Source organism: Cytobacillus sp. IB215316, from assembly GCF_033963865.1.
In the GTDB taxonomy this organism is placed as follows: domain Bacteria; phylum Bacillota; class Bacilli; order Bacillales; family SM2101; genus Nanhaiella; species Nanhaiella sioensis.
Genome location: NZ_JAXBMC010000001.1, coordinates 321,162 through 345,505 on the forward strand (window position 1 = coordinate 321,162; position 24,344 = coordinate 345,505).

At 36.2% G+C, this 24,344-nt stretch carries 15 protein-coding genes, 1 other RNA gene and 1 other annotated feature; of the genes, 13 read left to right on the forward strand and 3 right to left on the reverse strand.

Annotated features, from left to right (window positions below):
- The first annotated feature begins 108 nt into the window (after positions 1–108).
- The 5 genes from secDF to dtd all read left to right on the forward strand — a co-directional run bounded on the left by secDF (position 109) and on the right by dtd (position 8,785).
- Positions 109–2,340, forward strand: coding sequence for a protein translocase subunit SecDF (gene secDF, locus SLH48_RS01450; RefSeq protein ID WP_320256771.1), 2,232 nt, complete (start codon positions 109–111; stop codon positions 2,338–2,340).
- Positions 2,341–2,706: 366 nt separating this feature from the next.
- Entirely contained in the window at positions 2,707–5,064 is a 2,358-nt protein-coding gene (gene recJ, locus SLH48_RS01455; protein ID WP_320256772.1) for a single-stranded-DNA-specific exonuclease RecJ, read from the forward strand.
- On the forward strand, positions 5,055–5,567 hold the full coding sequence (locus tag SLH48_RS01460) for an adenine phosphoribosyltransferase (protein WP_214480414.1): 513 nt from the start codon (positions 5,055–5,057) through the stop codon (positions 5,565–5,567). Before recJ ends, SLH48_RS01460 begins: the two co-directional genes overlap by 10 nt.
- 555 nt (positions 5,568–6,122) lie before the next feature.
- Positions 6,123–8,324: a RelA/SpoT family protein gene (locus SLH48_RS01465; RefSeq protein ID WP_214480413.1), complete on the forward strand. Its 2,202-nt coding sequence runs from the start codon at positions 6,123–6,125 to the stop codon at positions 8,322–8,324.
- Between the two features lie 14 nt (positions 8,325–8,338).
- Entirely contained in the window at positions 8,339–8,785 is a 447-nt protein-coding gene (dtd, locus tag SLH48_RS01470) for a D-aminoacyl-tRNA deacylase (RefSeq protein WP_214480412.1), read from the forward strand.
- A 47-nt stretch (positions 8,786–8,832) separates the two neighbouring features.
- Here the strand turns inward: dtd and SLH48_RS01475 are convergent, their stop codons facing one another.
- The gene (locus SLH48_RS01475) at positions 8,833–10,617 is read right to left on the reverse strand and encodes an SH3 domain-containing protein (RefSeq protein ID WP_320256773.1); all 1,785 of its coding nucleotides are present in this window, start codon (positions 10,615–10,617) and stop codon (positions 8,833–8,835) included.
- Between the two features lie 166 nt (positions 10,618–10,783).
- Between SLH48_RS01475 and SLH48_RS01480 the strand changes: the two genes are divergently transcribed.
- The 5 genes from SLH48_RS01480 (at position 10,784) to SLH48_RS01500 (ending at position 15,788) form a co-directional block, all read left to right on the forward strand.
- Positions 10,784–10,960, forward strand: coding sequence for a hypothetical protein (locus SLH48_RS01480; RefSeq protein WP_214480410.1), 177 nt, complete (start codon positions 10,784–10,786; stop codon positions 10,958–10,960).
- Positions 10,961–11,035: 75 nt separating this feature from the next.
- Positions 11,036–11,328: a binding site (T-box leader), on the forward strand.
- A 50-nt stretch (positions 11,329–11,378) separates the two neighbouring features.
- Positions 11,379–12,650 (forward strand): histidine--tRNA ligase, encoded by a 1,272-nt coding sequence (gene hisS / locus SLH48_RS01485; RefSeq protein ID WP_214480409.1) that lies wholly within the window; start codon positions 11,379–11,381, stop codon positions 12,648–12,650.
- A 10-nt stretch (positions 12,651–12,660) separates the two neighbouring features.
- Positions 12,661–14,433 (forward strand): aspartate--tRNA ligase, encoded by a 1,773-nt coding sequence (aspS, locus tag SLH48_RS01490; RefSeq protein WP_320256774.1) that lies wholly within the window; start codon positions 12,661–12,663, stop codon positions 14,431–14,433.
- Between the two features lie 64 nt (positions 14,434–14,497).
- Positions 14,498–14,683, forward strand: a non-coding RNA gene (gene ssrS / locus SLH48_RS01495) — 6S RNA.
- 337 nt (positions 14,684–15,020) lie between these two features.
- Entirely contained in the window at positions 15,021–15,788 is a 768-nt protein-coding gene (locus SLH48_RS01500; RefSeq protein ID WP_214480407.1) for a ThiF family adenylyltransferase, read from the forward strand.
- Between the two features lie 85 nt (positions 15,789–15,873).
- Here the strand turns inward: SLH48_RS01500 and SLH48_RS01505 are convergent, their stop codons facing one another.
- Complete coding sequence (locus tag SLH48_RS01505; RefSeq protein WP_214480406.1) at positions 15,874–16,596, reverse strand: RsfA family transcriptional regulator; 723 nt, start codon at positions 16,594–16,596, stop codon at positions 15,874–15,876.
- Positions 16,597–16,936: 340 nt separating this feature from the next.
- Here SLH48_RS01505 and adhE point away from each other — a divergent pair, with 340 nt between their 5' ends.
- Together adhE and pflB are read left to right on the forward strand one after the other, a co-directional pair.
- Positions 16,937–19,540, forward strand: a complete 2,604-nt coding sequence (adhE, locus tag SLH48_RS01510; RefSeq protein ID WP_320256775.1) for a bifunctional acetaldehyde-CoA/alcohol dehydrogenase — start codon at positions 16,937–16,939, stop codon at positions 19,538–19,540.
- A gap of 15 nt (positions 19,541–19,555) precedes the next feature.
- Entirely contained in the window at positions 19,556–21,811 is a 2,256-nt protein-coding gene (gene pflB / locus SLH48_RS01515; protein WP_320256776.1) for a formate C-acetyltransferase, read from the forward strand.
- Positions 21,812–21,923: 112 nt separating this feature from the next.
- Here the strand turns inward: pflB and SLH48_RS01520 are convergent, their stop codons facing one another.
- Positions 21,924–23,219 (reverse strand): replication-associated recombination protein A, encoded by a 1,296-nt coding sequence (locus tag SLH48_RS01520; RefSeq protein ID WP_410628002.1) that lies wholly within the window; start codon positions 23,217–23,219, stop codon positions 21,924–21,926.
- Between the two features lie 510 nt (positions 23,220–23,729).
- Between SLH48_RS01520 and cymR the strand changes: the two genes are divergently transcribed.
- Positions 23,730–24,146 carry a cysteine metabolism transcriptional regulator CymR gene (cymR, locus tag SLH48_RS01525; protein ID WP_214480402.1) on the forward strand — a complete coding sequence of 139 codons (417 nt, stop codon included), beginning with the start codon at positions 23,730–23,732 and terminating at the stop codon, positions 24,144–24,146.
- Positions 24,147–24,344 lie beyond the last annotated feature (198 nt).

Genomic DNA, 24,344 nt, shown 5'->3' on the forward strand with positions numbered 1-24,344 from the left:
TTGTTTTGTTAGACAAGGTTACAGACATATAAGATATACATTATTAACGCAAAGAATATTTCTAAGGTGCTTGTGCTTTTTTGTTAATTTTAAGGAGGATTTTTAGTTATGGTAAAAAGAGGTCGCATCGTAGCGTTTTTTTTGCTCGTGCTAGTGATTGGCAGCACGATGGGCTATACGCTAAAAGGAATAACCAACGACATTAAGTTAGGTCTTGACCTACAGGGGGGCTTTGAAGTTTTATATGAGGCTATACCCGTACATGAGGATGAAGAAATAACCAACTCTATTTTAGAAAGTACAGCTGCAGCTCTGGACCGACGTGTGAATGTTTTAGGTGTGAGTGAACCGAGTATTCAGATTGAAGGTACAGATCGAATTCGTGTGCAATTAGCAGGTGTTGAGGATCAAAATAAAGCAAGAGAAATCCTATCAACAGGTGCAAAGTTAACGATTAGAGATGTTAATGACAATATTATGTTAGATGGTACAGACTTGGAAGAGGGGGGCGCGAGTCCATCTTTCGATGAAAATGGAGCGCCGATTGTATCCCTTACAATAAAAGATGCAGATAAATTTGGTCAAGTTACAGAACAAATTTTAAATATGGCTCCAAATAATCAATTAGTTATGTGGCTTGATTTCGAAGAAGGTGTAGACTCATTTGAAGAGTTAAAGAACACCAATAGTAATAAAATTTTATCAGTTGCAAATGTAAATGAAGTATTGAATATTAAAACACCAATGATATCAGGTAACTTTACTGTAGCTGAAACGAAAGAGCTTTCTGATTTGTTGAATGCCGGAGCGCTACCAGTAGATCTAAAAGAGATTTATTCTACATCGGTAGGTGCAAAATTCGGTGAACAAGCAATGGAAAAAACGGTATTTGCGGGGATTGTCGGAATTGCAATCATCTTTATATTTATGATCGGTTATTATCGTTTTCCGGGATTAATCGCAACAATTACTTTAAGCATTTATATTTTCCTCATTTTACTCGTTTTTGATTTAATGAATGGTGTTTTAACTTTACCAGGTATCGCTGCGTTAATCCTAGGTGTAGGTATGGCTGTTGATGCAAATATCATTACATATGAGCGAATTAAGGAAGAAATTAAGCTAGGTAAATCGACGATGTCTGCTTTCCGGGCTGGAAACCGCAGGTCGCTATCAACCATTCTAGACGCTAACATTACTACACTGTTAGCAGCAACAGTATTGTTTGTTTATGGGACAAGCTCAGTTAAAGGGTTTGCAACGATGTTAATCGTAAGTATTATCGTCAGCTTTATTACTGCTGTATATGGCTCAAGAATTTTGCTTGGCTTGTGGGTGAATAGCCGCTTCCTAAATAAAAAGCCTAGTTATTTTGGAGTTAAGCAAGCGGATATATTAGATATTGCAGACGTAACAGATGAAACAGAGTTATCGACAAAATTTGATAAGGTTGATTTTGTAAAGCATCGTAAGAAATTTTTCCTATTCTCAGGGGCTATGATTGTAGTTGGAGTGATTCTCCTATTAACAATGAAGCTTAATCTCGGCATAGACTTTGAAAGTGGAACGAGGGTAGAAATCGGTGCTAGTCAATCGCTCACAGCAAAAGAAGTAACTGAAGAGCTTGGTCAGATAGGTTTAGTACCAGATGATGAGATCGTACTTTCAGGAACAAATAATGAAATTGCAGTTGCACGCTTTTTAGGAGTACTTGAGCAAGCTAAAATTAATGAACTAAAGTCTCATTTTATTGACAAATATGGTCAAGAGCCTAATGTAAGTACGGTTTCTCCAACTATCGGTAAGGAACTAGCTCGTAATGCATTCATATCTGTATTGATTGCATCTATAGGTATCATCATTTATGTTACCATTCGGTTTGAAATGACGATGGCGTTAGCAGCCATTGTGGCATTGTTACACGACTCATTTTTCATTATTGCATTCTTTAGTTTAACTAGACTCGAAGTCGATTTAACATTTATCGCTGCGGTCTTAACGATCGTAGGTTATTCGATTAATGATACGATTGTTACATTTGATCGTATACGTGAAAACTATAAGAAGAAAAAGAAAATTAAAACATTTGAAGATCTAGCAGCTGTTGTAAATAAAAGTCTACAGCAAACGTTAGCAAGGTCTATTAATACGGTGCTTACTGTAGTTATTGCTGTAGGTGCATTGTTAATATTCGGAAGTGAATCAATTACAAACTTCTCATTTGCTCTACTGATCGGTTTAGTTGCAGGAACATATTCATCCATGTTTATCGCATCTCAGCTTTGGTTAGTTTGGAAAAGCAAGAAGCTAGGTCTTAGAAATCCTTCAAAACAACAGTAAGAGAACAATTTGAGCTAAAAAAAACGTTTTTTGCAAAGACTCTTTTCGAATACTTTGTTGCTGTTGTTACCAAATTAAACAGCTGCGAAATAACCCTTTGCAATAGCCGTAGTACATGTACTGCGGCTTTTTTTATGTAGGCACTTTTCGTAAACTTTTTTCTTCATAAAATAGAAGAAAAGATGCGACTAAAAATTTATTTTTTATATTAAAAACAACATTCTATATGAAAACAGTCTTATGTATTAAAAAAGGGGTAAGGTTAGAGACAATAAATTAATAAAGTCTGAGCTGGCAATAGATTGAATTTGAAACACAACTAGCTCTCTAGTATAATAGGGCTTGTTTTAATAAAGGGGAGATAGTATGCTACAGTCTAAAACTCGATGGAAAATAAATGAATGTAATGAAGAACAAGTACAGCAGCTTGCCGATGCACTAAGTATTACCCCTCTTGTTGCAAAATTACTCATCAATCGTGGCATAGATACTGTTGAAGATGCTCATGCCTTTCTAAATATAGAAAATCAAGATTTTCATGACCCGTTTTTACTAGAAGATATGGATGTTGCAATTGCAAGAATAAAGAAAGCAATTGAACTTGAAGAACAGATTCTCATTTTTGGTGACTATGATGCAGATGGTGTTAGTAGTACAGCAGTCCTATTATCAACTCTTAATGAAATGGGAGCTAAGGTAGACTTCTATATACCAAATCGGTTCACAGAAGGATATGGTCCGAACGAAGAAGCTTTTAAATGGGCAAAAGAAGAAGGGTTTTCGCTAATCATAACTGTAGATACTGGAATTGCTGCTTTAAATGAAGCGACGGTTGCTGGGGAATTAGGGTTAGATTTAATTATAACTGATCACCATGAGCCAGGTCCTGAGCTTCCTGATGCGTTAGCAATTATCCACCCTAAAAAACCAAATAGTGTATATCCGTGCAAAGACTTGGCAGGGGTTGGTGTTGCATTTAAAGTAGCCCATGCATTACTTGGCGAGGTACCGACATCACTCTTAGATATTGTCGCCATTGGAACAATTGCTGATTTAGTACCTCTATCAGGAGAAAACCGTCTAATTGCATATAAAGGAATAAAAAAGCTTCAAGTGACATCTAGAAAAGGTATAAAAGAATTATTGAAAGTTTGTCGTGTTGATGCAAATGAAATTAATGAAGATACAATTGGCTTTGCTATTGCACCGAGACTTAACGCAGTTGGTAGGTTAGATTCGGCTGATCCAGCAGTACATTTACTTATGACTGATAATGTAGAGGAAGCCTCCCACCTTGCTAATGAAATAGATTTGTTAAATAAGCAACGTCAGCAGCTAGTAAATAAAACAACAGAAGAAGCGATAAAACAAGTTGAAGAACAATACCCTCTAGACGACAATGCTGTTCTAATTGTTGCAGACGAAGATTGGAATTCAGGGATTATCGGTATTGTTGCCTCTCGTCTTGTGGATAAATTTTACCGTCCAACAATTGTTTTAAGTGTTGATCAGGAAAGTGGACTGGCTAAAGGATCTGCTCGAAGTATTGAAGGCTTTGATTTATTCGCAAATTTATCAAAATGTCGTGATATTTTACCTCATTTTGGAGGCCATCCTATGGCTGCAGGAATGACACTACAACTTGAAGATATTGAAGATTTACGATACCGATTAAATGCTATAGCTCAAGATGTTTTAATCGAAGAGGAATATGTACCAATTACCAATATAGATACCACATGTTCAATAGACGAAGTGACAATTTCAACAATTGAACAAATAGGAAAATTGGCACCATATGGAATGAACAATCCAAAGCCTAAGTTTTTGATAGATAATGTCAATATTAGTGATATGCGCAAGATTGGGACTGATCAAGCACACTTGAAAGTAGTGCTTGAAGAAGCTGGAAGTCAATTAGATACAATTGCTTTTAGATTTGGTTATTTGTATGATGATATATCTCCACTTTCTCGAGTATCTGTCGTAGGAGATTTAGCTATTAATGAGTGGAACAATAATCGAAAGGCTCAGTTAATGCTGCAAGATATTAGCGTGAATGAGTGGCAGCTTTTTGATTATAGGGGTACAAAAGATGTAGAAAAATTGATTGAACTTATTCCATCACATAAACTACAGCTAATCATCTTTAACGAGCAAACGATAAGTAAATTACAACTTAGCGAATACGAGAATGTTATTTATAAAGTTGAAGCGCACGATGATGTTATCGACATAAGTTCAAAACACGTTATAATGGTAGACCTACCATCATCGATTGAGCAGATAAGTTTGCTACAACATGCTGGTTTACCTGAACGAATATACGCATTGTTCCACCATGAACAAGATCATTTTTTTACTACAATACCAACTCGAAAACACTTTTCTTGGTATTATCGCTTTTTAGTACAAAAAGGTTCTTTCGATTTGAACCGCTACGCTGAAAAGTTAGCTATTCATAAAGGATGGACAAAAGAAACGATAGAATTTATGTCAAAGGTGTTTTTTGAATTAGAATTTGTTAAAATAGACAATGGATTCATTTCTATATCAAATCATACAGAAAAAAGGGATTTGACTGAGTCAATAACGTATCGCTCAAAACAAGCACAGCTTGAGCTTGAACGTACATTTTCGTATTCATCATATCAACAATTGAAGCATTGGTTTGATAACAATAATAATAAAGGTTCGCAGGAGGCAGTGAACGAATGGATTTAAAAAAGTATGTTACCGTAGTACCAGATTTTCCTAAAGAAGGAATACAATTTAAAGATATCACCACGATTATGGATAAAGGTGAAGTCTATAAATATGCAACAGATCAAATTGTGAAATATGCAAGTGAAAGAAAAATTGATTTAGTAGTTGGACCAGAAGCAAGAGGATTTATTATTGGATGTCCAGTAGCATATGCTTTAGAAGTAGGGTTTGCACCTGTAAGAAAAGAAGGTAAATTACCTCGTGATGTGATAAAGGTAGATTATGGATTAGAGTATGGAAAAGATGTGCTTACGATTCATAAAGACGCGATAAAGCCAGGACAAAGAGTATTAATAACTGACGACTTATTAGCAACTGGTGGTACAATTGAAGCAACAATCAAGCTTGTAGAAGAGTTAGGTGGAGTCGTGGCAGGAATTGCCTTTTTAATCGAACTTTCGTATTTAGATGGGCGAAACAAGATTGATAATTACGATGTTCTTTCATTAATGGAATTTTAAGTTTTTCCACACGCTTAACATAGAATTTAAGAGAGCGCTCATTTTGAAGAGGGCTCTTTTTTCAAGCTTTATCAATTAAATAGGTTCTTTTCGTAAACTTTGTTGCTATTATAAGCTAATTATTACAAAAAATATTGGTTTTACATGGTCATTGTTGCATAGAAGGAAAGATGCCTCGAACTCTAGTTGTGTACGTGTTTGGCTCTTAGTACGAAAAGCAATAATTAATGCGAAAAAAACCATTATATAAGATCAACCTATGTCTATATCTTTCACAAATCCCCCCAAATCGTAAAAAGGTAAAACACCTTCATGGCGATATAATGCTAATGCTTGTCTTTGGGGGTAATGGAGATGCTTGAAATTGTTTTTCAGATGTCTAGCGATCGGACCTAGCCCCGGCTAAAAAGTGGAGTGCATGCTTTTCGGGGAGAGTCATGGATGACGACATTCCGCCATTATCATGTGTCGGCTAGATTTTCCGTTTAATCAATACTTTACATCTACTCGAAATTTCATGATAATAAATACAATACTTATTGTAAAGGTGATATCATGGCTAATGAACATGTGTTAACAGCTGAACAGGTAATTGACAAGGCGAGAGCTTACTTGTCACAAGACGATATTGAATTTATCGCAAATGCATATCAGTTTGCGGAGCAAGCTCATCATGATCAATTTAGAAAATCTGGTGAGCCATATATTATTCATCCTATTCAAGTAGCAGGAATACTCGTAGATTTAGAGTTAGATCCTGCAACGATTGCAGCAGGTTTTCTTCACGATGTTATAGAGGACACTGATACTTCAATTGAAAAAATGACAACTGAGTTTGGCAAAGAAGTTGCTATGCTTGTAGATGGTGTAACAAAGCTCGGTAAAATTAAATATAAATCTCATGAACAACAACAGGCTGAGAATCACCGAAAAATGTTTGTTGCTATGGCAAAGGATATTCGCGTAATTTTAATAAAACTAGCAGATCGCTTGCATAACATGCGTACATTAAAGCATTTACCACATGAGAAGCAAATGCGTATATCAAATGAAACTCTTGAAATTTTCGCCCCATTGGCTCATCGCCTTGGAATATCAAAAATAAAATGGGAGCTAGAAGATACTGCTTTACGATATTTAAACCCTCAGCAATACTATCGCATTGTGAACTTGATGAAGAAAAAACGGGCTGAAAGAGAGCAATACTTAGCTGAAACGATACAGGACTTAAAAACAAAGATAAATGATGTATCGATTAAGTCAGAAATATATGGACGCCCTAAACATATTTACAGTATTTATCGAAAAATGATTCTACAAAATAAACAATTTAATGAAATCTATGATTTGTTGGCTTTGAGGATTATTGTAAATAGCATCAAGGATTGCTATGCGGTCTTAGGCATTATTCATACGTGTTGGAAGCCTATGCCTGGCAGGTTTAAGGATTATATAGCAATGCCAAAGCCTAATATGTACCAGTCTCTTCATACGACTGTTATAGGCCCTAAAGGTGAGCCTATGGAAGTACAAATACGAACGACTGAAATGCATCAAATCGCAGAATTCGGGATAGCGGCCCATTGGTCATATAAAGAAGGTAAAGCTGTTAGTGATAAATCCTCATTTGAAACGAAAATGACTTGGTTCCGGGAAATTTTAGAGTGGCAAAATGATGCAACAAATGCTGAAGAATTTATGGAATCTTTAAAGATTGATTTGTTCTCGGATATGGTATATATCTTTACACCAAAGGGCGATGTAATCGAATTACCATCTGGTTCGGTTCCTATTGATTTTGCTTATCGTATTCATTCAGAAATTGGTAATAAGACAATTGGTGCAAAAGTTAACGGAAAAATGGTAACACTTGATTATAAATTAAGAACAGGTGACATCATTGAAATATTAACATCGAAGCATTCTTATGGTCCAAGTCAAGACTGGTTAAAGCTTGCTCAAACTTCTCAAGCGAAAAATAAGATTCGACAATTTTTCAAGAAGCAGCGACGTGAAGAGCATATTGAAAAAGGGCAGGAACTTATTGAGAAAGAAATTAAGAATCTTGAGTTTGACGTGAAAGAAGTATTATCACCAGAAAATTTAAAGGTTGTTGCTGAAAAGTTCAACTTCAATAATGAAGAAGATATGTATGCAGCTGTTGGATTTAATGGAATTACAGCTGCTCAAGTTGTTACGCGTCTTACCGATAAATGGCGCAAAAAGAAAGACGATGAACTAGAGAAGAATATTACAGAAGCTGCATCGGAAGTAAGACAAATTCCTATTCCTCAAGCAAAAAAACGTGATGCAGGAGTTCGTGTGCAAGGAATTGACAACTTGCTCATTAGATTATCAAAATGTTGTAATCCTGTTCCAGGTGATGAAATTGTTGGCTTTATAACAAAAGGACGAGGCGTTTCCATACACCGTGCTGATTGTCCCAACATTAATACTGAAGATGCTGAGAAAAGACTTATTCCTGTCGAGTGGGAAGGTCATGCTAAAGAAAGTCGCGAATACAATGTTGAGATTGAGATAACAGGATTTGATCGTAGAGGTCTGCTTAATGAAGTTCTGCAGGCGGTTAATGAATCAAAAACGAACATTTCATCTGTCACAGGGAAAACAGACCGTAATAAAATGGCAATGATAAATATGGCCATTTTTATAAAAAACATTAGTCATTTACAAAAAGTAGTAGAGAGAATTAAGCAGATTCCTGATGTTTATTCTGTTAGAAGGATCATGAATTAGAGAGGATTAACGATATGAGAGTAGTCGTCCAACGCGCTAAAAACGGAAAGGTCATCGTAAATGAACAAACAGTTGGCCAAGTTTCTCATGGGCTTTTATTGCTAGTAGGTGTAACGCATACAGATACAGAAGAAGATGCCAAATATTTAGCTGAAAAAATTGTTAATCTTCGAATATTTGAAGATGACAATGGAAAAATGAATCTTTCATTATTAGATGTCGGTGGGCAAGTACTATCTGTATCACAATTCACATTATATGGTGATTGCCGTAAAGGACGGAGACCTAATTTCATGGAAGCAGCTAAACCTGAGCAGGCGAAAGCCATTTATGATTTTTTTAATAAACAATTAATGAACAATGGTGCTATTGTTGAGACAGGTCAATTCGGAAAAATGATGGATGTTGACTTTATCAATGATGGTCCAGTGACATTAATCATTGATAGTGAGAGAGCGTAAATGAAGAGGTTGTCCAGAAAGTCATTGAATGACTTTCTGGACAACCTCTAATTGTTATTAAAATATTGTGCGAGCCCATAATAGAGTGCATTGCCTATCGCTTCTTGAAAGTGTGTTGAATTGATCATTAATTCTTCTTCATTATTGCTTAAAAACCCTAATTCGAGAAGGGCTGATGGCTGCTTGTTTTCTCTTAATACATGATAATTGCCAAATCGGGCACTTCGGTCATTTAAATTAGTATAATTAATAAGTTGTTCATGTAAAGATACTGCTAATTGTTTATCCTTTGTTTCGTCATAGTAAAATGAAGTAATGCCACTTACCCCTCTATCAGTAGTACTGTCGTAATGTAAACTAATAAAGACATCAGCATTATAGTAATGTGAAATACTTACTCTGTTTCTTAACGATACGTAAATATCTTCTTCTCTAGTTAAAAAGACTGTAGCTCCTGCAGCAGTTAGCTTGTCTTCTAAGATGTTTGCAGTCCTAACAGTAATGTTCTTTTCGAGCGAACCTTTCAAACCAGTTGTTCCGCCGTCACGTCCACCATGTCCAGGGTCGATGACGATAATTTTATCCTTTAAATATTGTTCAATGCCACTTTTTTCTATAATGGGTACGTTAGTAGATGCTTTGACAATCCAGCCTGCAACATAGGCAGTACTTTCATTAGGTAGTTGAATTTTATACCAATCTCCATCAATATCAAGGATTGGATAAGTATCACCTTCATTTGCACGTACGACTGTTTTTGCAGTCGTTGATGGCTTATCTCGTAAATTTGTACCATTATGTAAAATACGAACAGTATTTTCTTTCTCTTTAGGTTCGTTTACCGTGTTAGGGTTATTTTGTTCTTCTAAAAGCTTGACGTACCAGCTAGCAACCCAGCCTTCACCTCCGAGCCAATTGATTTTATACCACTTGTTATTTTCTTCTAATATGAGTACCTCTTCTCCTTGAGGTATATTACCTACAATGTCTCCATCTAATGAATAATTGCTCCTTACGTTAAGTGTCGTTGCTGTTACTACACCTTTTATATCTGTGTGTTGCTGCTCCTCATGTTCTGAATCAGAACCATCGGTGTGCTCGTTGCGGTTTAATGTGTCAATTTCCTGTTGTTGTTTATTAATAATATTGACAAATGATCGATGAATCCAGCCAGAAGTATTCATGTATGAAATTTCAAGCCAATTCTCTTGCTCACTTAATATTGCATTTTCTTCTCCGTTATGAAGCTGGCCGATAATTTCTGACTCTAGAGAAGGTTCACTTCTAACATTTAAGCTATCCACAGATATTTGAGCAATGATTTGTGCTTGTTCCATAGGAGTGGATAAATCAGAATCAGATAGTGACAAGTATTGTGAAGAGACCCATCCAACTTGACTGGCAAATGAAACTTTTGTCCAATCCACTTGTTGCTCAATTACATTAGCATGATCACCCTGATTCATCGAACCAATAATTTCAAAATTACTTCCTGGACCTTGTCGTATACGTAGCTCATCTACAATTGCAGTAACTGTTGATGTCGAGCTATATTTTTCTGTAGTGAGATTTTGGGTGACCAGCCATGAGGCCACCCAACCAGTTTGTTGATTTGGTAATTGTATTTGAATCCAATCGTCTTTTGTAGCTATTAATGTAAAGTGTTCATCCTGTTTAACATTTGTAATGACCTCATATGATAAACCAGGTCCTGTACGCACATTTAATGATGGAACATTCACTGCTATTGTTTCTGTTTCAGCATAAGTAATTTTATTATTAGGTATAAGAATAACAAGAATTAGGACAAATAAACATATCTTCTTGAACAAACAATGTACCTCCTCTATTAGCTTTTTGCCATCTTTACTCTTTCGCTAATTTTTTTATATTTCCTTGTATATTTAATGAAATATTTTCAGCCAGAAGGGAAAACTACAATTATTACGTAGAGAAATATAAATGCAGTAGAAAATGGTGTGGAAAGGAAGTTTTATTGTGAGATATAGTGAGAAAAGTGCGATTAGTGGAAAAGAAGGCAATCAATTATTCGGTGTGGACTTCCATGACTTTATTCAAAGAGAGAATGATTCTACATTAATAGAATTGGCGTCGGAGTATGGATTAGCAGTGAAAGATATAAAAAAACTAAAAAAACACTTGCATAGATCATAATAATTATCGAATTCTCTTGACAAGTTTTCTGTTCATACGTATGATAATATAAAATTCTTTCTGAAAATAATATTGAAGCAACCAGTGAAAGAGAATAGTAGTTAAGGGTTCACATGAAAAGAGAAGAAGTGCCATTAGGCTGAAAGCATTTCGTCATGCTGACTTAACGAATGAACACTCTGGAGGTTTCTCTCTGAAAAATTATTAATTGTTAACTGAAAATGGTCAAGAGTTTTTTGAACGTTTACAAGTAACAAGGTTTGACTAGGAGAAGGACGTAATCAGGCGTTAACTGACTAAGTGGAAGCAGATGAATAATGCTTCAACTAGGGTGGCACCACGGGTAAATGATAACTCTCGTCCCTACGAATAGTAGGGATGGGAGTTTTTTATTTTGGTTAATTTAGGAGGAAAATGTATGTCTTATCAAATACCAAGGGGAACACAAGATATTCTCCCGGATGAAGTTGAGCGCTGGCAATATGTTGAAGAAAAAGCTAGAGAGTTGTGTGGGAAATATAATTACAAGGAACTCCGGACGCCAGTTTTTGAACATACAGAGCTATTTGCTAGAGGGGTAGGAGAAACAACAGATATCGTCCAAAAAGAGATGTATACATTTGAGGACAGAGGACAAAGGAGTTTAACATTAAGGCCTGAGGGCACAGCATCGGTTGTTCGAGCTTTTGTAGAAAAAAAGATGTACGGGAGTCCTAATCAGCCTACAAAACTATTTTATATTGGCCCAATGTTTCGTTACGAAAGACCGCAATCAGGAAGGTTTCGTCAATTTGTTCAATTTGGCATAGAAGCGCTCGGAAGTAATGACCCAGCAATTGATGCTGAAGTAATTGCAATAGCAATGGACTTATACAAAAGCTTAGGGCTTACAAATTTAAAACTTGTTATCAACAGCTTAGGTGATCAAGAAAGTAGAGTGGCTCATCGTGATGCCCTTATTAAGCACTTTGAACCTAAAATTGATGAGTTTTGCACCGATTGTCAAACCAGATTAGAGAAAAATCCGTTAAGAATTTTAGATTGTAAAAAGGATCAAGGTCATGAATTGATGAATTCAGCACCTTCCATATTGGAATATTTAAATGATGAATCAAAAATATATTTTGATAAGGTTCAGACGTATTTAACAAGCCTACACATTCCCTTTGAAGTAGACGCTCGCCTAGTACGAGGACTTGATTATTATAATCATACCGCATTTGAAATAATGAGTAATGCAGAAGGCTTTGGCTCCATTACAACTTTATGTGGTGGGGGTAGATATAACGGTTTAGTACAGAGTATTGGTGGGCCAGAAACTCCTGGTGTAGGGTTTGCGCTAAGTATAGAACGACTGTTAGCAGCAATCGATGCCGAGAAGATACAGCTTCCAATAACGAGTCACATCGATTGTTACGTTGTTACGCTAGGAGAAAAAGCGAAGGATATGTCCGTCTCCCTAGTACATCAATTACGGAATGCTGGATTAATTGCGGAGAAAGATTATCAAGATAAGAAATTAAAAGCTCAATTCAAAGCGGCTGACAGGTTACAAGCAAAATTTGTCGCTGTATTAGGTGACGAAGAGATAGAGAGAAACGTAATTAATGTAAAAAATATGAGTACTGGTGAACAAAGTGAAATAAATCTGAATGATTTTACGTCATATGTAATGGAAAACATACAATAGGGGGATTCTTATGTTTGGAAGATCATATTTTTGTGGGCAAGTAACAGAGCAGGCAATTGGAGAAAAAGTAAAATTAAAAGGGTGGGTACAAAAAAGACGTGACCTAGGTGGCTTAATATTTGTTGATTTACGTGACCGTACGGGGATCGTTCAAGTAGTATTTAATCCAGAAATGTCTCCTGAAGCTTTAAGTATAGCAGAGAAAGTAAGAAATGAATTTGTTCTTCATATAGAGGGTAATGTAGTTGCTCGTGAAGAGGGCACGATTAACGAAAACCTTAGTACTGGAAAAATTGAAGTACACGCAGAACAAATTACAATCATTAATTCAGCAAAAACACCTCCTTTTGTAATTGCTGATCAATCAGAGGTTTCTGAAGATACCCGCTTAAAGTATCGCTACCTAGATTTTCGAAGACCAGTCATATTTGATACGTTAAAAATGCGCCATAATATTACGAAATCAATTAGATCATATTTAGATGATGAAGGGTTTTTAGATATTGAGACGCCAATTCTAACAAAGAGTACACCAGAAGGAGCGCGTGATTATTTAGTACCTAGTCGTGTTCATGAGGGTGAGTTTTATGCTTTACCACAATCACCTCAATTATTCAAACAATTGTTAATGGTAGGTGGCATCGAAAAATATTATCAAATTGCACGTTGTTTCAGAGATGAAGATTTACGAGCAGATCGCCAACCTGAATTTACCCAAATTGATATCGAAACTTCCTTTATGGATCAAGAGGATATTATTTCGATGACAGAGCAAATGATGTCAAAAGTCATGAGTGATGTTAAAGGTCTTGAAGTATCGCTTCCGTTTCCACGCATGACCTATGACGAAGCTATGGATAGATTCGGTTCTGATAAACCTGATACGCGCTTTGAGATGGAGTTAATAGACTTATCGGAACAAGTTCAGGACTGTGGATTTAAAGTGTTTTCAGGGGCTGTTAATTCAGGTGGCCAAGTCAAGGCACTTAATGTGAAAGGTGCTGCGACCTCCTTTTCTCGAAAAGATATTGATGCTTTAGCTGATTTTGTTAGTGTTTATGGCGCAAAAGGGTTAGCTTGGCTAAAAGTTGAGGAAGAAGGGCTTAAAGGTCCAATTGCAAAGTTTTTCAGTGAAGAAGAACAAAATGGCTTTATATCTTCTTTAGAAGCTGTTGCAGGAGACTTATTATTATTCGTCGCTGATAAAAAAGCAGTTGTGGCAGATGCTCTTGGTGCATTGCGCATAAAGCTAGGAAAAGAACTAAACTTAATTGATGAAAATAAATTTAATTTCCTGTGGGTAACAGACTGGCCTTTATTAGAGCATGATGATGAAGAAGGGCGTTATTACGCAGCACACCATCCTTTTACAATGCCTGCTCGAGAAGATATTGAATTGTTAGATACAGACCCTTCTCGCGTAAAAGCTGTTGCATATGATTTAGTGTTAAACGGCTATGAATTAGGTGGAGGGTCACTGCGTATATATGAAAGAGAGTTACAAGAAAAAATGTTTAAAGCTTTAGGCTTTACAGAGGAAGAAGCTAACGAACAATTTGGCTTTTTGATGGAAGCATTTGAATATGGGACACCACCTCACGGAGGTATAGCTTTAGGCTTAGATCGAATTGTCATGATCTTAGCAGGTCGTTCTAATCTACGTGATACGATTGCTTTTCCGAAAACTGCTAGTGCTAGCGATTTACTAACAGACGCACCTGGAGAAGTAAGCATCGAACAATTAGCTGAACTTAACTTAGCGTTAACTGTGAAAAAAAGCTAATATGTCCAATATTTCCTCAACTTGATAACTGTAAATTGGTGTGATATTATAATAACAGAACTTGAAAGTCCTGATGTGTTCGTCTTATAACCTATTGTTTTGACCGAACAATAAGTTATACGGGAGCTTGAGTTTTCAAACGGCGTACATGCCTTCTGGATTATAAGGACGTACTAACATTTGGAACAGGGCACCCACCTGCGGAGTGCGGGATCAAAACGAAGGCATCGACGGCACAATTGGGACTTCCGTTCCGTTATAATAAAATAAAAAAGGTATACCCTATACATGATGTATAGGGTTTTTGTAGCTATTTAGAGTACATAAATGCCATACATTTGTAACAGACGTAGCTTGAGGATCTTACAATGGGCTGTTTTGCTAAGAAATAAACGTGCCCCCAGTTAAAGTTCGTGGTAGCTTTTGTTCTAGATAACGACGGCAACGTTACAAAAAAACTTTTCCAAGACTGTTACATTTTGTATTTTGTCGAAAAAATGATCTTCAAATCTTGTATTTCTTATAATTTATGATATTATTTTTATCGGAAAACATTGAATAAGTTTGTGACAAACGGAGTTGAGAATATGTTACATCAATTTTCTAGAAATGAATTAGCGATTGGGATAGAAGGATTAAACATTTTAAAAAATAGCACAGTGGCAGTACTTGGAATTGGTGGTGTAGGTTCATTTGCAGCTGAAGCACTAGCTCGATCTGGTGTAGGAAGGCTTGTATTAGTTGATAAGGATGATGTCGATATTACAAATGTAAATCGACAAATTCACGCTTTACTCTCAACAGTCGGTAAGCCAAAAGCTGACCTCATGAAGGACCGTATAAAAGATATTAATCCAGAATGTCAAGTGATTGCGTTGAAAATGTTTTATACAGAGGAGACGTATGAGGAATTTTTTAGTTATGGAATAGATTTTGTTATAGATGCGTCTGATACGATTTGTTATAAAATCCATTTAATGAAGGAATGCTTGCAGAGGAAGATTCCAATTATTTCAAGTATGGGTGCAGCAAATAAAATGGACCCTACACGTTTTAAAATAGCTGATATTTCCAAAACTCACACTGATCCCATTGCAAAAGTTATTCGAACGAAGTTAAGAAAAGAGGGTATCCGTAAGGGAATTAAAGTAGTATTTTCTGACGAGAGTCCTATTGTGATTCGGGAAGATATTCGCAAGAAAATTGTACCTGATGAAAATACACCTATTAGAAAAGCTAAAATGCCACCATCATCCAATGCTTTTGTTCCATCAGTAGCAGGGCTAATAATGGCAAGTCATGTGGTTACTGAATTGTTAACAGATATACCAATTAAACGAGTAAATCAGGGCTAAAAATACTCTACATTTATCTGAGGTCGACTTGGTTCTTCTCGTTCCGACAATGACAAAAACGTGGTCTAAAGATAGACCACGTTTTTTACTTAGCTAATTGTTCTAAGTTTCCGTTTTTATCCATTCTAAAAGCTGGAGAAGGTCTTTCTTCATTATCATCAAATAAAACCATTTTCCGTGCTCGATCCATAATTTGTACTAATGCTTGATAGTCTTCTTGTATCATAGATTGCTTTTCGGACATTTTTTCAAGCTTTATAACTAGTTCTTTATTTTGCTTTGAAAGAGTTTGGTTTTCTTGTTGTAATTGTACATTTTCCTGCTGCAATCTCATTGAATGTTGATCTTGTACTTTAAGTTCTTTTAAATAAGAAATGCAATCTTCTAGAGATATTGAATTTGATCCAGCTGATGGCTCTATAGGTGGAACTGATGTCGTCACTGGCGTAGTCAACAACTCTGTCGTGAACTCATTATTTAGATTATAGCTCTCTACTGGATGGTTATCATCAACTGTAGTAATCTGTGGTAGTGAAATTGTACTAGGAAGCTCATCTTGCTTCTTTAATCTGTCTAACGCTCTCTTTCTTTCTTTTCTTTGCTTTTTCGCAATGGCGATAGCTTGATCATACTTTCCTCTTACTTCCGCGTTCCACCGAAATCCACAAGCAGCAGAAGTTCGGTTAAGCTTATCACCAACTTCTTCGAAAGCTGATAACTGAGTTCCACCTTCACGAATATAGCGAAGTACTGTTTCTGCGAGTAATAGGTCTTCTTCATGAGACCATGCATCTTGACGAACTTTCACATAAACACTCCTATCTTCTGAAAAATTTAATTTACTATATAGTAGATTTTCTATTAATAGAATGGACGGCTATTATAATTTTTATACATTTACTAGTTTTTTTAAGGATTAAAAGGAGTAAAAGTCGAGGATATCAGTTTAATAATATATGTGAAATTATTCACAATGTCGTCAAATTTAATGTAACTATTCGCAACATATCGATAGTATAATAAACGTGTAAGATAGTTAGTTAATAAATTTAGTAAAAAACGTAAAGTATCAAGTAAGTTGCTTTTTTTTAACATTCACATGTGAAAACATTCACAAACTTTAAGCGAGAAATTAGGAGGAGTTTCAAATGGCTGTTGAAGAAAAAGTATTAAAACAACAACAAGATGTTTCAAAAATGATTAATTCTTTAGTTGATCGTGGTTCTAAAGCTTTAAAGGAATTTCGCAATTATGATCAAGAAATGATCAATGACATAGTAAAAGAAATGGCTTTAGCAGGATTAGATCAACATATGCACTTAGCTAAGCTAGCAGTTGATGAAACAAAACGTGGTGTTTATGAGGATAAAATTATTAAAAATATTTTTGCTACTGAATATATTTATCATAACGTTAAATATGATAAAACTGTCGGCATTATTAATGATAATGAACACGAAGGTGTAATCGAAGTTGCAGAGCCAGTAGGTGTTGTTGCTGGTGTAACACCAGTGACAAATCCAACATCAACAACGATGTTTAAAGCAATTATTGCAATTAAAACTAGAAACCCAATTATTTTTGCTTTCCATCCATCTGCACAAAAATGTAGTAGTGAAGCAGCAAGAATTCTTCGTGACGCAGCAGTAAAAGCAGGAGCGCCTGAAGGTTGTATTCAATGGATAGAAACGCCATCTATCGAAGCAACAAAACAATTAATGAATCATGATGGGGTTGCGATCGTCTTAGCGACAGGTGGCCCAGGAATGGTTAAATCAGCTTATAGTACTGGTAAACCTGCGTTAGGTGTAGGTGCTGGTAACGTACCTTGTTATATTGAAAAATCTGCTGAGGTGAAACGTTCTGTAAATGATTTAATTTTATCAAAAACATTTGATAATGGTATGATTTGTGCTTCTGAACAAGCTGTTATTATCGATAAAGAAATTTATGATGAAGTGAAAAAAGAAATGATATATCATTCTTGTCACTTCTTATCAGAAAACGAAAAGAAAAAAGTAGAAAAACTTGTTATTGATGAAAACAAATGTGCTGTTAATCCAAACATCGTTGGTAAACCAGCTTATGAAATCGCAAAAATGGCTGGTGTAGACGTACCCAAAGATACTAAAATACTAATCGCTGAATTAAAAGGTGTAGGTGAAGCTCACCCACTTTCAAGAGAAAAGCTTAGTCCAGTACTAGCTTGTTATAAAGTTAATAATACAGAGGAAGGGATTACTCGTGCAGAAGAAATGCTAGAGTTTGGAGGTCTAGGTCACTCTGCTGTCATCCATTCTGAAGACCAAAAAACCATAGAAGCTTATGGAAAACGTATGAAAGCATGTCGTGTCATTGTGAATGCTCCATCTTCACAAGGGGCAATCGGAGATATTTATAATGCATATATTCCTTCATTAACATTAGGTTGTGGATCTTACGGTAAGAACTCTGTATCTTCAAATGTTGGAACAGCGAACTTATTAAATATCAAAAAAATTGCGAAAAGGAATGTCAATATGCAATGGTTTAAGCTTCCACCAAAAGTTTACTTTGAAAAGCATTCTACTCAATATTTAGCAAAAATGCCTGAAATCTCAAAAGCTTTGATTGTAACGGACCCAGGTATGGTGAAGCTTGGCTATGTTGATAAAGTTCTTTATTATTTACGTAAACGTCAAGATTACGTCCATTGTGAAATTTTCTCAAATGTTGAGCCAGATCCATCTATTGAAACTGTGATGAAGGGTGCAGAAATGATGAAAGAATTCCAACCTGATGTCATCATTGCACTTGGCGGTGGATCAGCGATGGATGCTGCAAAAGGAATGTGGTTATTTTACGAACACCCAGAAACAACGTTCCATGGCTTAAAACAGAAGTTTTTAGACATTCGTAAACGTACGTTCAAATATCCTAAACTAGGAAACAAAGCTAAATTTGTTGCAATACCAACAACTTCAGGAACTGGATCTGAGGTAACACCATTCTCTGTTATTACAGACAAGAAAAACAATGTCAAGTATCCATTAGCAGATTATGAATTAACACCAGATGTTGCAATCGTAGATCCACAGTTTGTTATGACAGTTCCGAAGCACGTAACTGCAGATACTGGTATGGATGTTCTAACACATGCGATTGAAGCTTACGTTTCTAATATGGCAAATGATTATACGGATGGTTTAGCGATTAAAGCTATTCAACTAGTATTTGAATATTTACCAAAAGCTTATCATAACGGTGCAGATGAACTTGCAAGAGAGAAAATGCACAATGCATCTACAATTGCAGGTATGGCATTTGCAAATGCATTTTTAGGTATTAATCATAGCTTGGCACATAAAATGGGTGCAGAGTTCCATATTGCACACGGTAGAGCAAATACATTATTAATGCCACATGTTATTCGTTTCAATGCAACAAAACCGAAAAAGTTTACAGCATTCCCTAAATATAAACATTTCATTGCTGATCAACGTTATGCTGAAATTGCTAAAGCATTAGGTTTACCAGCACGTACAACTGAAGAAGGTGTAGAGAGCTTAATCCAAGCGGTAATTAAATTAGCGAAAGAACTAAATATTCCTATGAGTTTACCTGAGAATGGTGTAGATAAAAAAGAATTTGAAGAAAAAGTGGCAATTTTGGCAGACAGAGCATTTGAAGATCAATGTACACCAGCAAATCCAAAGTTACCATTAGTTACCGAGTTAGAAGAAATTTATCGTCAAACATTCAAAGGAGTATAATTTGGGGGGATTAGGATGAACAGATTGAGTACGATTCCAACGGAAGTTGCTTGGAAGAACTTCAAAGAAGGAAAATGGCTAGATTCTATAGATGTACGAGATTTTATTCAAACAAATGTTACACCCTATACGGGCAAGGAAGATTTCCTTGCCCCCCCAACTCTAAAAACCACTCAACTTTGGGATAAAGTATTAGAGTTGATGAAACAGGAACGGGACAATGGTGGTGTACTTGATATTGATACACAAACAGTATCAACCATTACTTCACATGAGCCAGGATATATTGATAAAAATCTTGAAAGCGTTGTAGGGCTACAAACGGATGAGCCATTAAAACGTTCCATCCAACCTTTTGGTGGTATCCGTATGGTAAAAGATGCTTGCGAGGCTTATGGATATGATCTCGATACAGAAGTCGAGAAAACGTTTACTGAGTATCGAAAAACACATAATCAAGGGGTCTTCGATGCTTATACTCCAGAAATGAGGAAGGCACGTAAAGCTGGTATCATTACTGGGTTACCAGATGCATACGGACGAGGAAGAATTATCGGTGATTATCGCAGAGTAGCATTATATGGTGTAGACCGTTTGATGGAAGAAAAAAGAAAGGCTCATGCTCGATTAGAGAATGATTTAATGAGTGACACAGTTATCCGTGATCGTGAAGAGATTTCTGAACAATTTAGAGCATTACAAGAGTTAAAAGATATGGCTGCATCATACGGGTATGATATATCAAAACCCGCTGTAAACGCTAGAGAAGCAATTCAATGGCTATATTTTGCATACCTTGCAGCGATAAAAGAACAAAATGGCGCTGCGATGAGTCTCGGTCGTGTATCCACATTTTTAGATATATATTTTGAAAGAGATATACACAATGGGGTTCTAACTGAATCAGAAGTCCAAGAATTAGTTGATCATTTTGTAATGAAGCTACGTCTTGTGAAATTTTTGCGTACTCCTGATTATAACGAGTTGTTTAGTGGTGACCCGACGTGGGTAACTGAATCAATTGGTGGTATGAGTCTTGACGGACGTCCACTTGTTTCCAAAACATCATTCCGCTTCCTACACACGCTTGACAATCTTGGACCAGCTCCTGAACCTAACTTAACAGTACTTTGGTCGACTGAGCTTCCAGATCATTTCACAAGATATTGTTCAAAAATGTCAATAAAAACAAGTTCCATTCAATATGAAAATGATGATTTAATGCGTAAAGAATACGGTGATGATTACGGTATTGCATGTTGTGTTTCTGCCATGAAGATAGGTAAACAAATGCAGTTTTTTGGAGCGCGTGCTAACTTGGCGAAGGCATTACTATATGCAATTAACGGTGGGATAGATGAAAAGTCAGGTGTGCAAGTTGGACCAAGCCTTGATCCAATTACTTCAAATATCTTGAATTATGAAGAAGTAATGAAAAACTATGATGAAATGCTAAATTGGCTAGCGAAGCTATATATGAATACATTAAATATTATACATTACATGCATGATAAGTATTCTTATGAGCGTATTGAAATGGCACTACATGATGAGGAAATATTACGTACTATGGCTTGCGGTATCGCTGGCTTATCGGTTGTAGCAGATTCTTTAAGTGCAATAAAATACGCAAAAGTAAGACCTATTCGAAATGAGTATGGAATCGCGGTTGATTTTCAAATTGACGGAGATTATCCACAGTTCGGTAACGATGATGATCGTGTTGACATGATTGCAACAGAGTTAGTTGAGACATTTATGAATAAGCTTCGTCTGTATCCGACGTATCGTTCTTCTGTACCGACACAATCTATATTAACTATAACTTCAAACGTTGTGTACGGGAAAAAAACAGGTACAACACCTGATGGAAGAAAAGCAGGTGAGGCGTTTGCACCGGGTGCCAACCCGTTACATGGACGTGATAAAAATGGAGCGTTAGCATCACTAAATTCTGTAGCAAAGCTTCCTTATGAAGATTGTCTAGATGGAATCTCTTGTACTTTTTCAATGGTTCCTAATTCTCTAGGTAAAGAAGAGCAAACGAGAATCAATAATCTTGTCTCTATCTTAGATGGATATATGGCACAACATGGTCATCATATAAATGTTAACGTGTTTGAACGTGAACAGTTACTTGATGCAATGGAGCATCCGGAAAAATATCCACAATTAACAATACGTGTTTCAGGTTATGCCGTGAATTTTATTAAATTGACACGCGACCAACAAATTGAGGTTATAAATAGAACATTCCATGAAAGTATGTAAGTGAAAAAAGGGAGAATTAAAATGATATAATTTAATTCTCCCCTTACGTACTTATTTTTTTGTTTTAGACAGTTCGATGACATTTTGCTAGTATTCATTCAGGTGTTAAAGTTTACTTTCCATCAAATAAGTCTTTTAGCCGCTCATATACTTTAGCATATTGTTTTTCTTGTCCACTTTGCTTAGGTTGAAAGTACTCCTTACCCTTTAGCTCATCAGGAAGATATTGCTGATGTACCCAGCCATTAGGATAATCGTGAGGATACTTATAACCAATTCCATGCCCCATCGTTTTAGCTCCTTTATAATGAGCATCCCGTAAATGTAAGGGGATTTCACCTGTATAACCTTTTCTAACATCTTCTAGTGCCATATCAAGAGCTTTATATGCACTGTTTGTTTTAGGAGACAAACATTGATCTACAACGACGTTTGCTAATGGAATTCTTGCCTCTGGCAAGCCAAGTCTTTCAACTGCTTCGCATGCAGTAACCGTTCTTACTGCTACTTCTGGAGCAGCGAGAGATATGTCTTCATAGGCAATGACAATTAGTCTTCTAATAATTGATGTTAAATCTCCACCCTCTATTAACCGAGCTAAATAATGAAGTGCTGCATTTACATCGCTACCCCTAATACTCTTTTGCAAGCAAGATAATAGAGAATAGTATATATCGCCCTTTTTGTCGTGAGAAAAACCTTTATTTTCAACACATTCTTCTACTGTTTTAATAGGAACGATGATTTTTTCCACATCAACCTCTTTTGATGCTATTACTACATCCTCTAGAATATTTAATGCTGATCGCGCATCACCGTTAGTCGACTGAGTAATTATTTCAAGAGCTTCATCAGCAATTTCAATGTCTAAGCTACCTAAGCCTCTTGTCGAATCAGTCAATGCTCTCAATAGTAATGTCATCATATCTTCTCTAGAAATACGTTGTAATTCTTTTATTTGACCGCACCTGCTTCTAATCGCTGGATTTACATCATGAAAGGGGTTCTCAGTAGTTGCACCTATTAATGTGATTAAACCTTTTTCAACATGAGGTAAAAGATAGTCTTGTTGTGCTTTATTGAACCGATGCACTTCATCGACAAATAAGATTAAACTTCCTTCAACTTCCGCTTGTCTAACAGCATTTTCTATATCCTTTTTGCCTGCTGTAGTTGCATTAATAGAAACAAAGGGCATATTTACCGTCCCGGCAATAGCTTTGGCAATCGAAGTTTTTCCAATACCAGGTTCTCCATATAACAATATTGATGGCACATGGCCATTAACTATCATTTTATATAACGCCGTTTTTGGTCCAATTATATGTTGTTGGCCAACAATTTCGTCTAATTTCCTAGGTCTCATTCGAAATGATAACGGGGATTCAACCAATGACTCGAATAACAAAGTAATCATCTCTCCTACTTTTTGGAATCTTTGTTCTTGTTCTAGGATGTTAATATGTATTACAATACACTATTATGGTATAATGGCAAATGCTTAATGTTATATATGTAGACTCTTTAAGTAAGCATTGTTGTTTTTAGTATTGAAGTGATTTATTCTATTGGCATATTTTAATGAAGAAAAGAAGCCAGGAATGGTGATTAAACAAATTGTTCGTACAACAACAATGCATGCGAGAACAGCCGTCTGTAACTATACAATGGTTAGCTATCAGCCATTTTATAATATAAATTTTGATTGTGAACGGGACTTAATGACTTCGATAATGTCTAGCCCCAGGCACCATCGGCTTCCGGTATAAGCCAATGCGACAAGAAGATGATCTTAAAAGCACTCTCGTAGGTTCGTCTTATGCTTATCACCAGGATCAAGATGACAATTTCACCATTGCCCACAGTCGTGGGGAAATCTAGTGTCTAAGCATTTCTTATTTGTGGAGGGATATAAAGGATGAAGATTTCGACTAAAGGTAGGTATGGACTTACAATAATGATTGAATTGGCCAAGAAATATGGTGATGGGCCGATTTCGTTAAAATCTATCGCTAAAACTCATGATCTATCTGAACATTATTTAGAGCAATTGATTGCTCCTTTACGCAATGCTAGGTTAGTAAAGAGCATTCGAGGAGCGTACGGTGGATATGTGTTAGCAGATGATCCATCAAAGATAACTGCTGGAGATATTATTAGAGTTTTAGAGGGACCAATTAGTCCAGTTGAGGTTTTAGATGATGAAGAGCCTGCCAAAAGGCAGTTATGGATACGAATTCGTGATGCTGTGAAAGATGTCCTAGATAATACTACACTAGAGGATTTAGCAAGTTACAGTGGTGGAGATCAAGAATCTTACATGTTTTATATATAAGTTGTTTGCGCATTTCATGGTAGTCTAGCTTCAGCGACTATCCCCTCGAGGTCACTTCGCCATTTCACCTGAAGCAAAAAGCGTCTTCATGTGAAATGACTCCAGTGCTTGTCGGGGATGAGCAAGCCGCTTACGCATTTCATGGTAGTCTAGCTTCAGCGACTATCCCCCTCGAGGGTCGGGGATGAGCAAGCCGCT

Excerpts from the sequence above, each read along its gene's own strand:
- SLH48_RS01465 (WP_214480413.1), top strand. The coding sequence starts at position 6,123 with ATGGCTAATGAACATGTGTTAACAGCTGAACAGGTAATTGACAAGGCG.
- pflB (WP_320256776.1), top strand. The coding sequence starts at position 19,556 with ATGAACAGATTGAGTACGATTCCAACGGAAGTTGCTTGGAAGAACTTC.
- cymR (WP_214480402.1), top strand. The coding sequence starts at position 23,730 with ATGAAGATTTCGACTAAAGGTAGGTATGGACTTACAATAATGATTGAA.
- aspS (WP_320256774.1), top strand. The coding sequence starts at position 12,661 with ATGTTTGGAAGATCATATTTTTGTGGGCAAGTAACAGAGCAGGCAATT.
- secDF (WP_320256771.1), top strand. The coding sequence starts at position 109 with ATGGTAAAAAGAGGTCGCATCGTAGCGTTTTTTTTGCTCGTGCTAGTG.
- adhE (WP_320256775.1), top strand. The coding sequence starts at position 16,937 with ATGGCTGTTGAAGAAAAAGTATTAAAACAACAACAAGATGTTTCAAAA.
- SLH48_RS01460 (WP_214480414.1), top strand. The coding sequence starts at position 5,055 with ATGGATTTAAAAAAGTATGTTACCGTAGTACCAGATTTTCCTAAAGAA.
- dtd (WP_214480412.1), top strand. The coding sequence starts at position 8,339 with ATGAGAGTAGTCGTCCAACGCGCTAAAAACGGAAAGGTCATCGTAAAT.
- recJ (WP_320256772.1), top strand. The coding sequence starts at position 2,707 with ATGCTACAGTCTAAAACTCGATGGAAAATAAATGAATGTAATGAAGAA.
- SLH48_RS01500 (WP_214480407.1), top strand. The coding sequence starts at position 15,021 with ATGTTACATCAATTTTCTAGAAATGAATTAGCGATTGGGATAGAAGGA.
- hisS (WP_214480409.1), top strand. The coding sequence starts at position 11,379 with ATGTCTTATCAAATACCAAGGGGAACACAAGATATTCTCCCGGATGAA.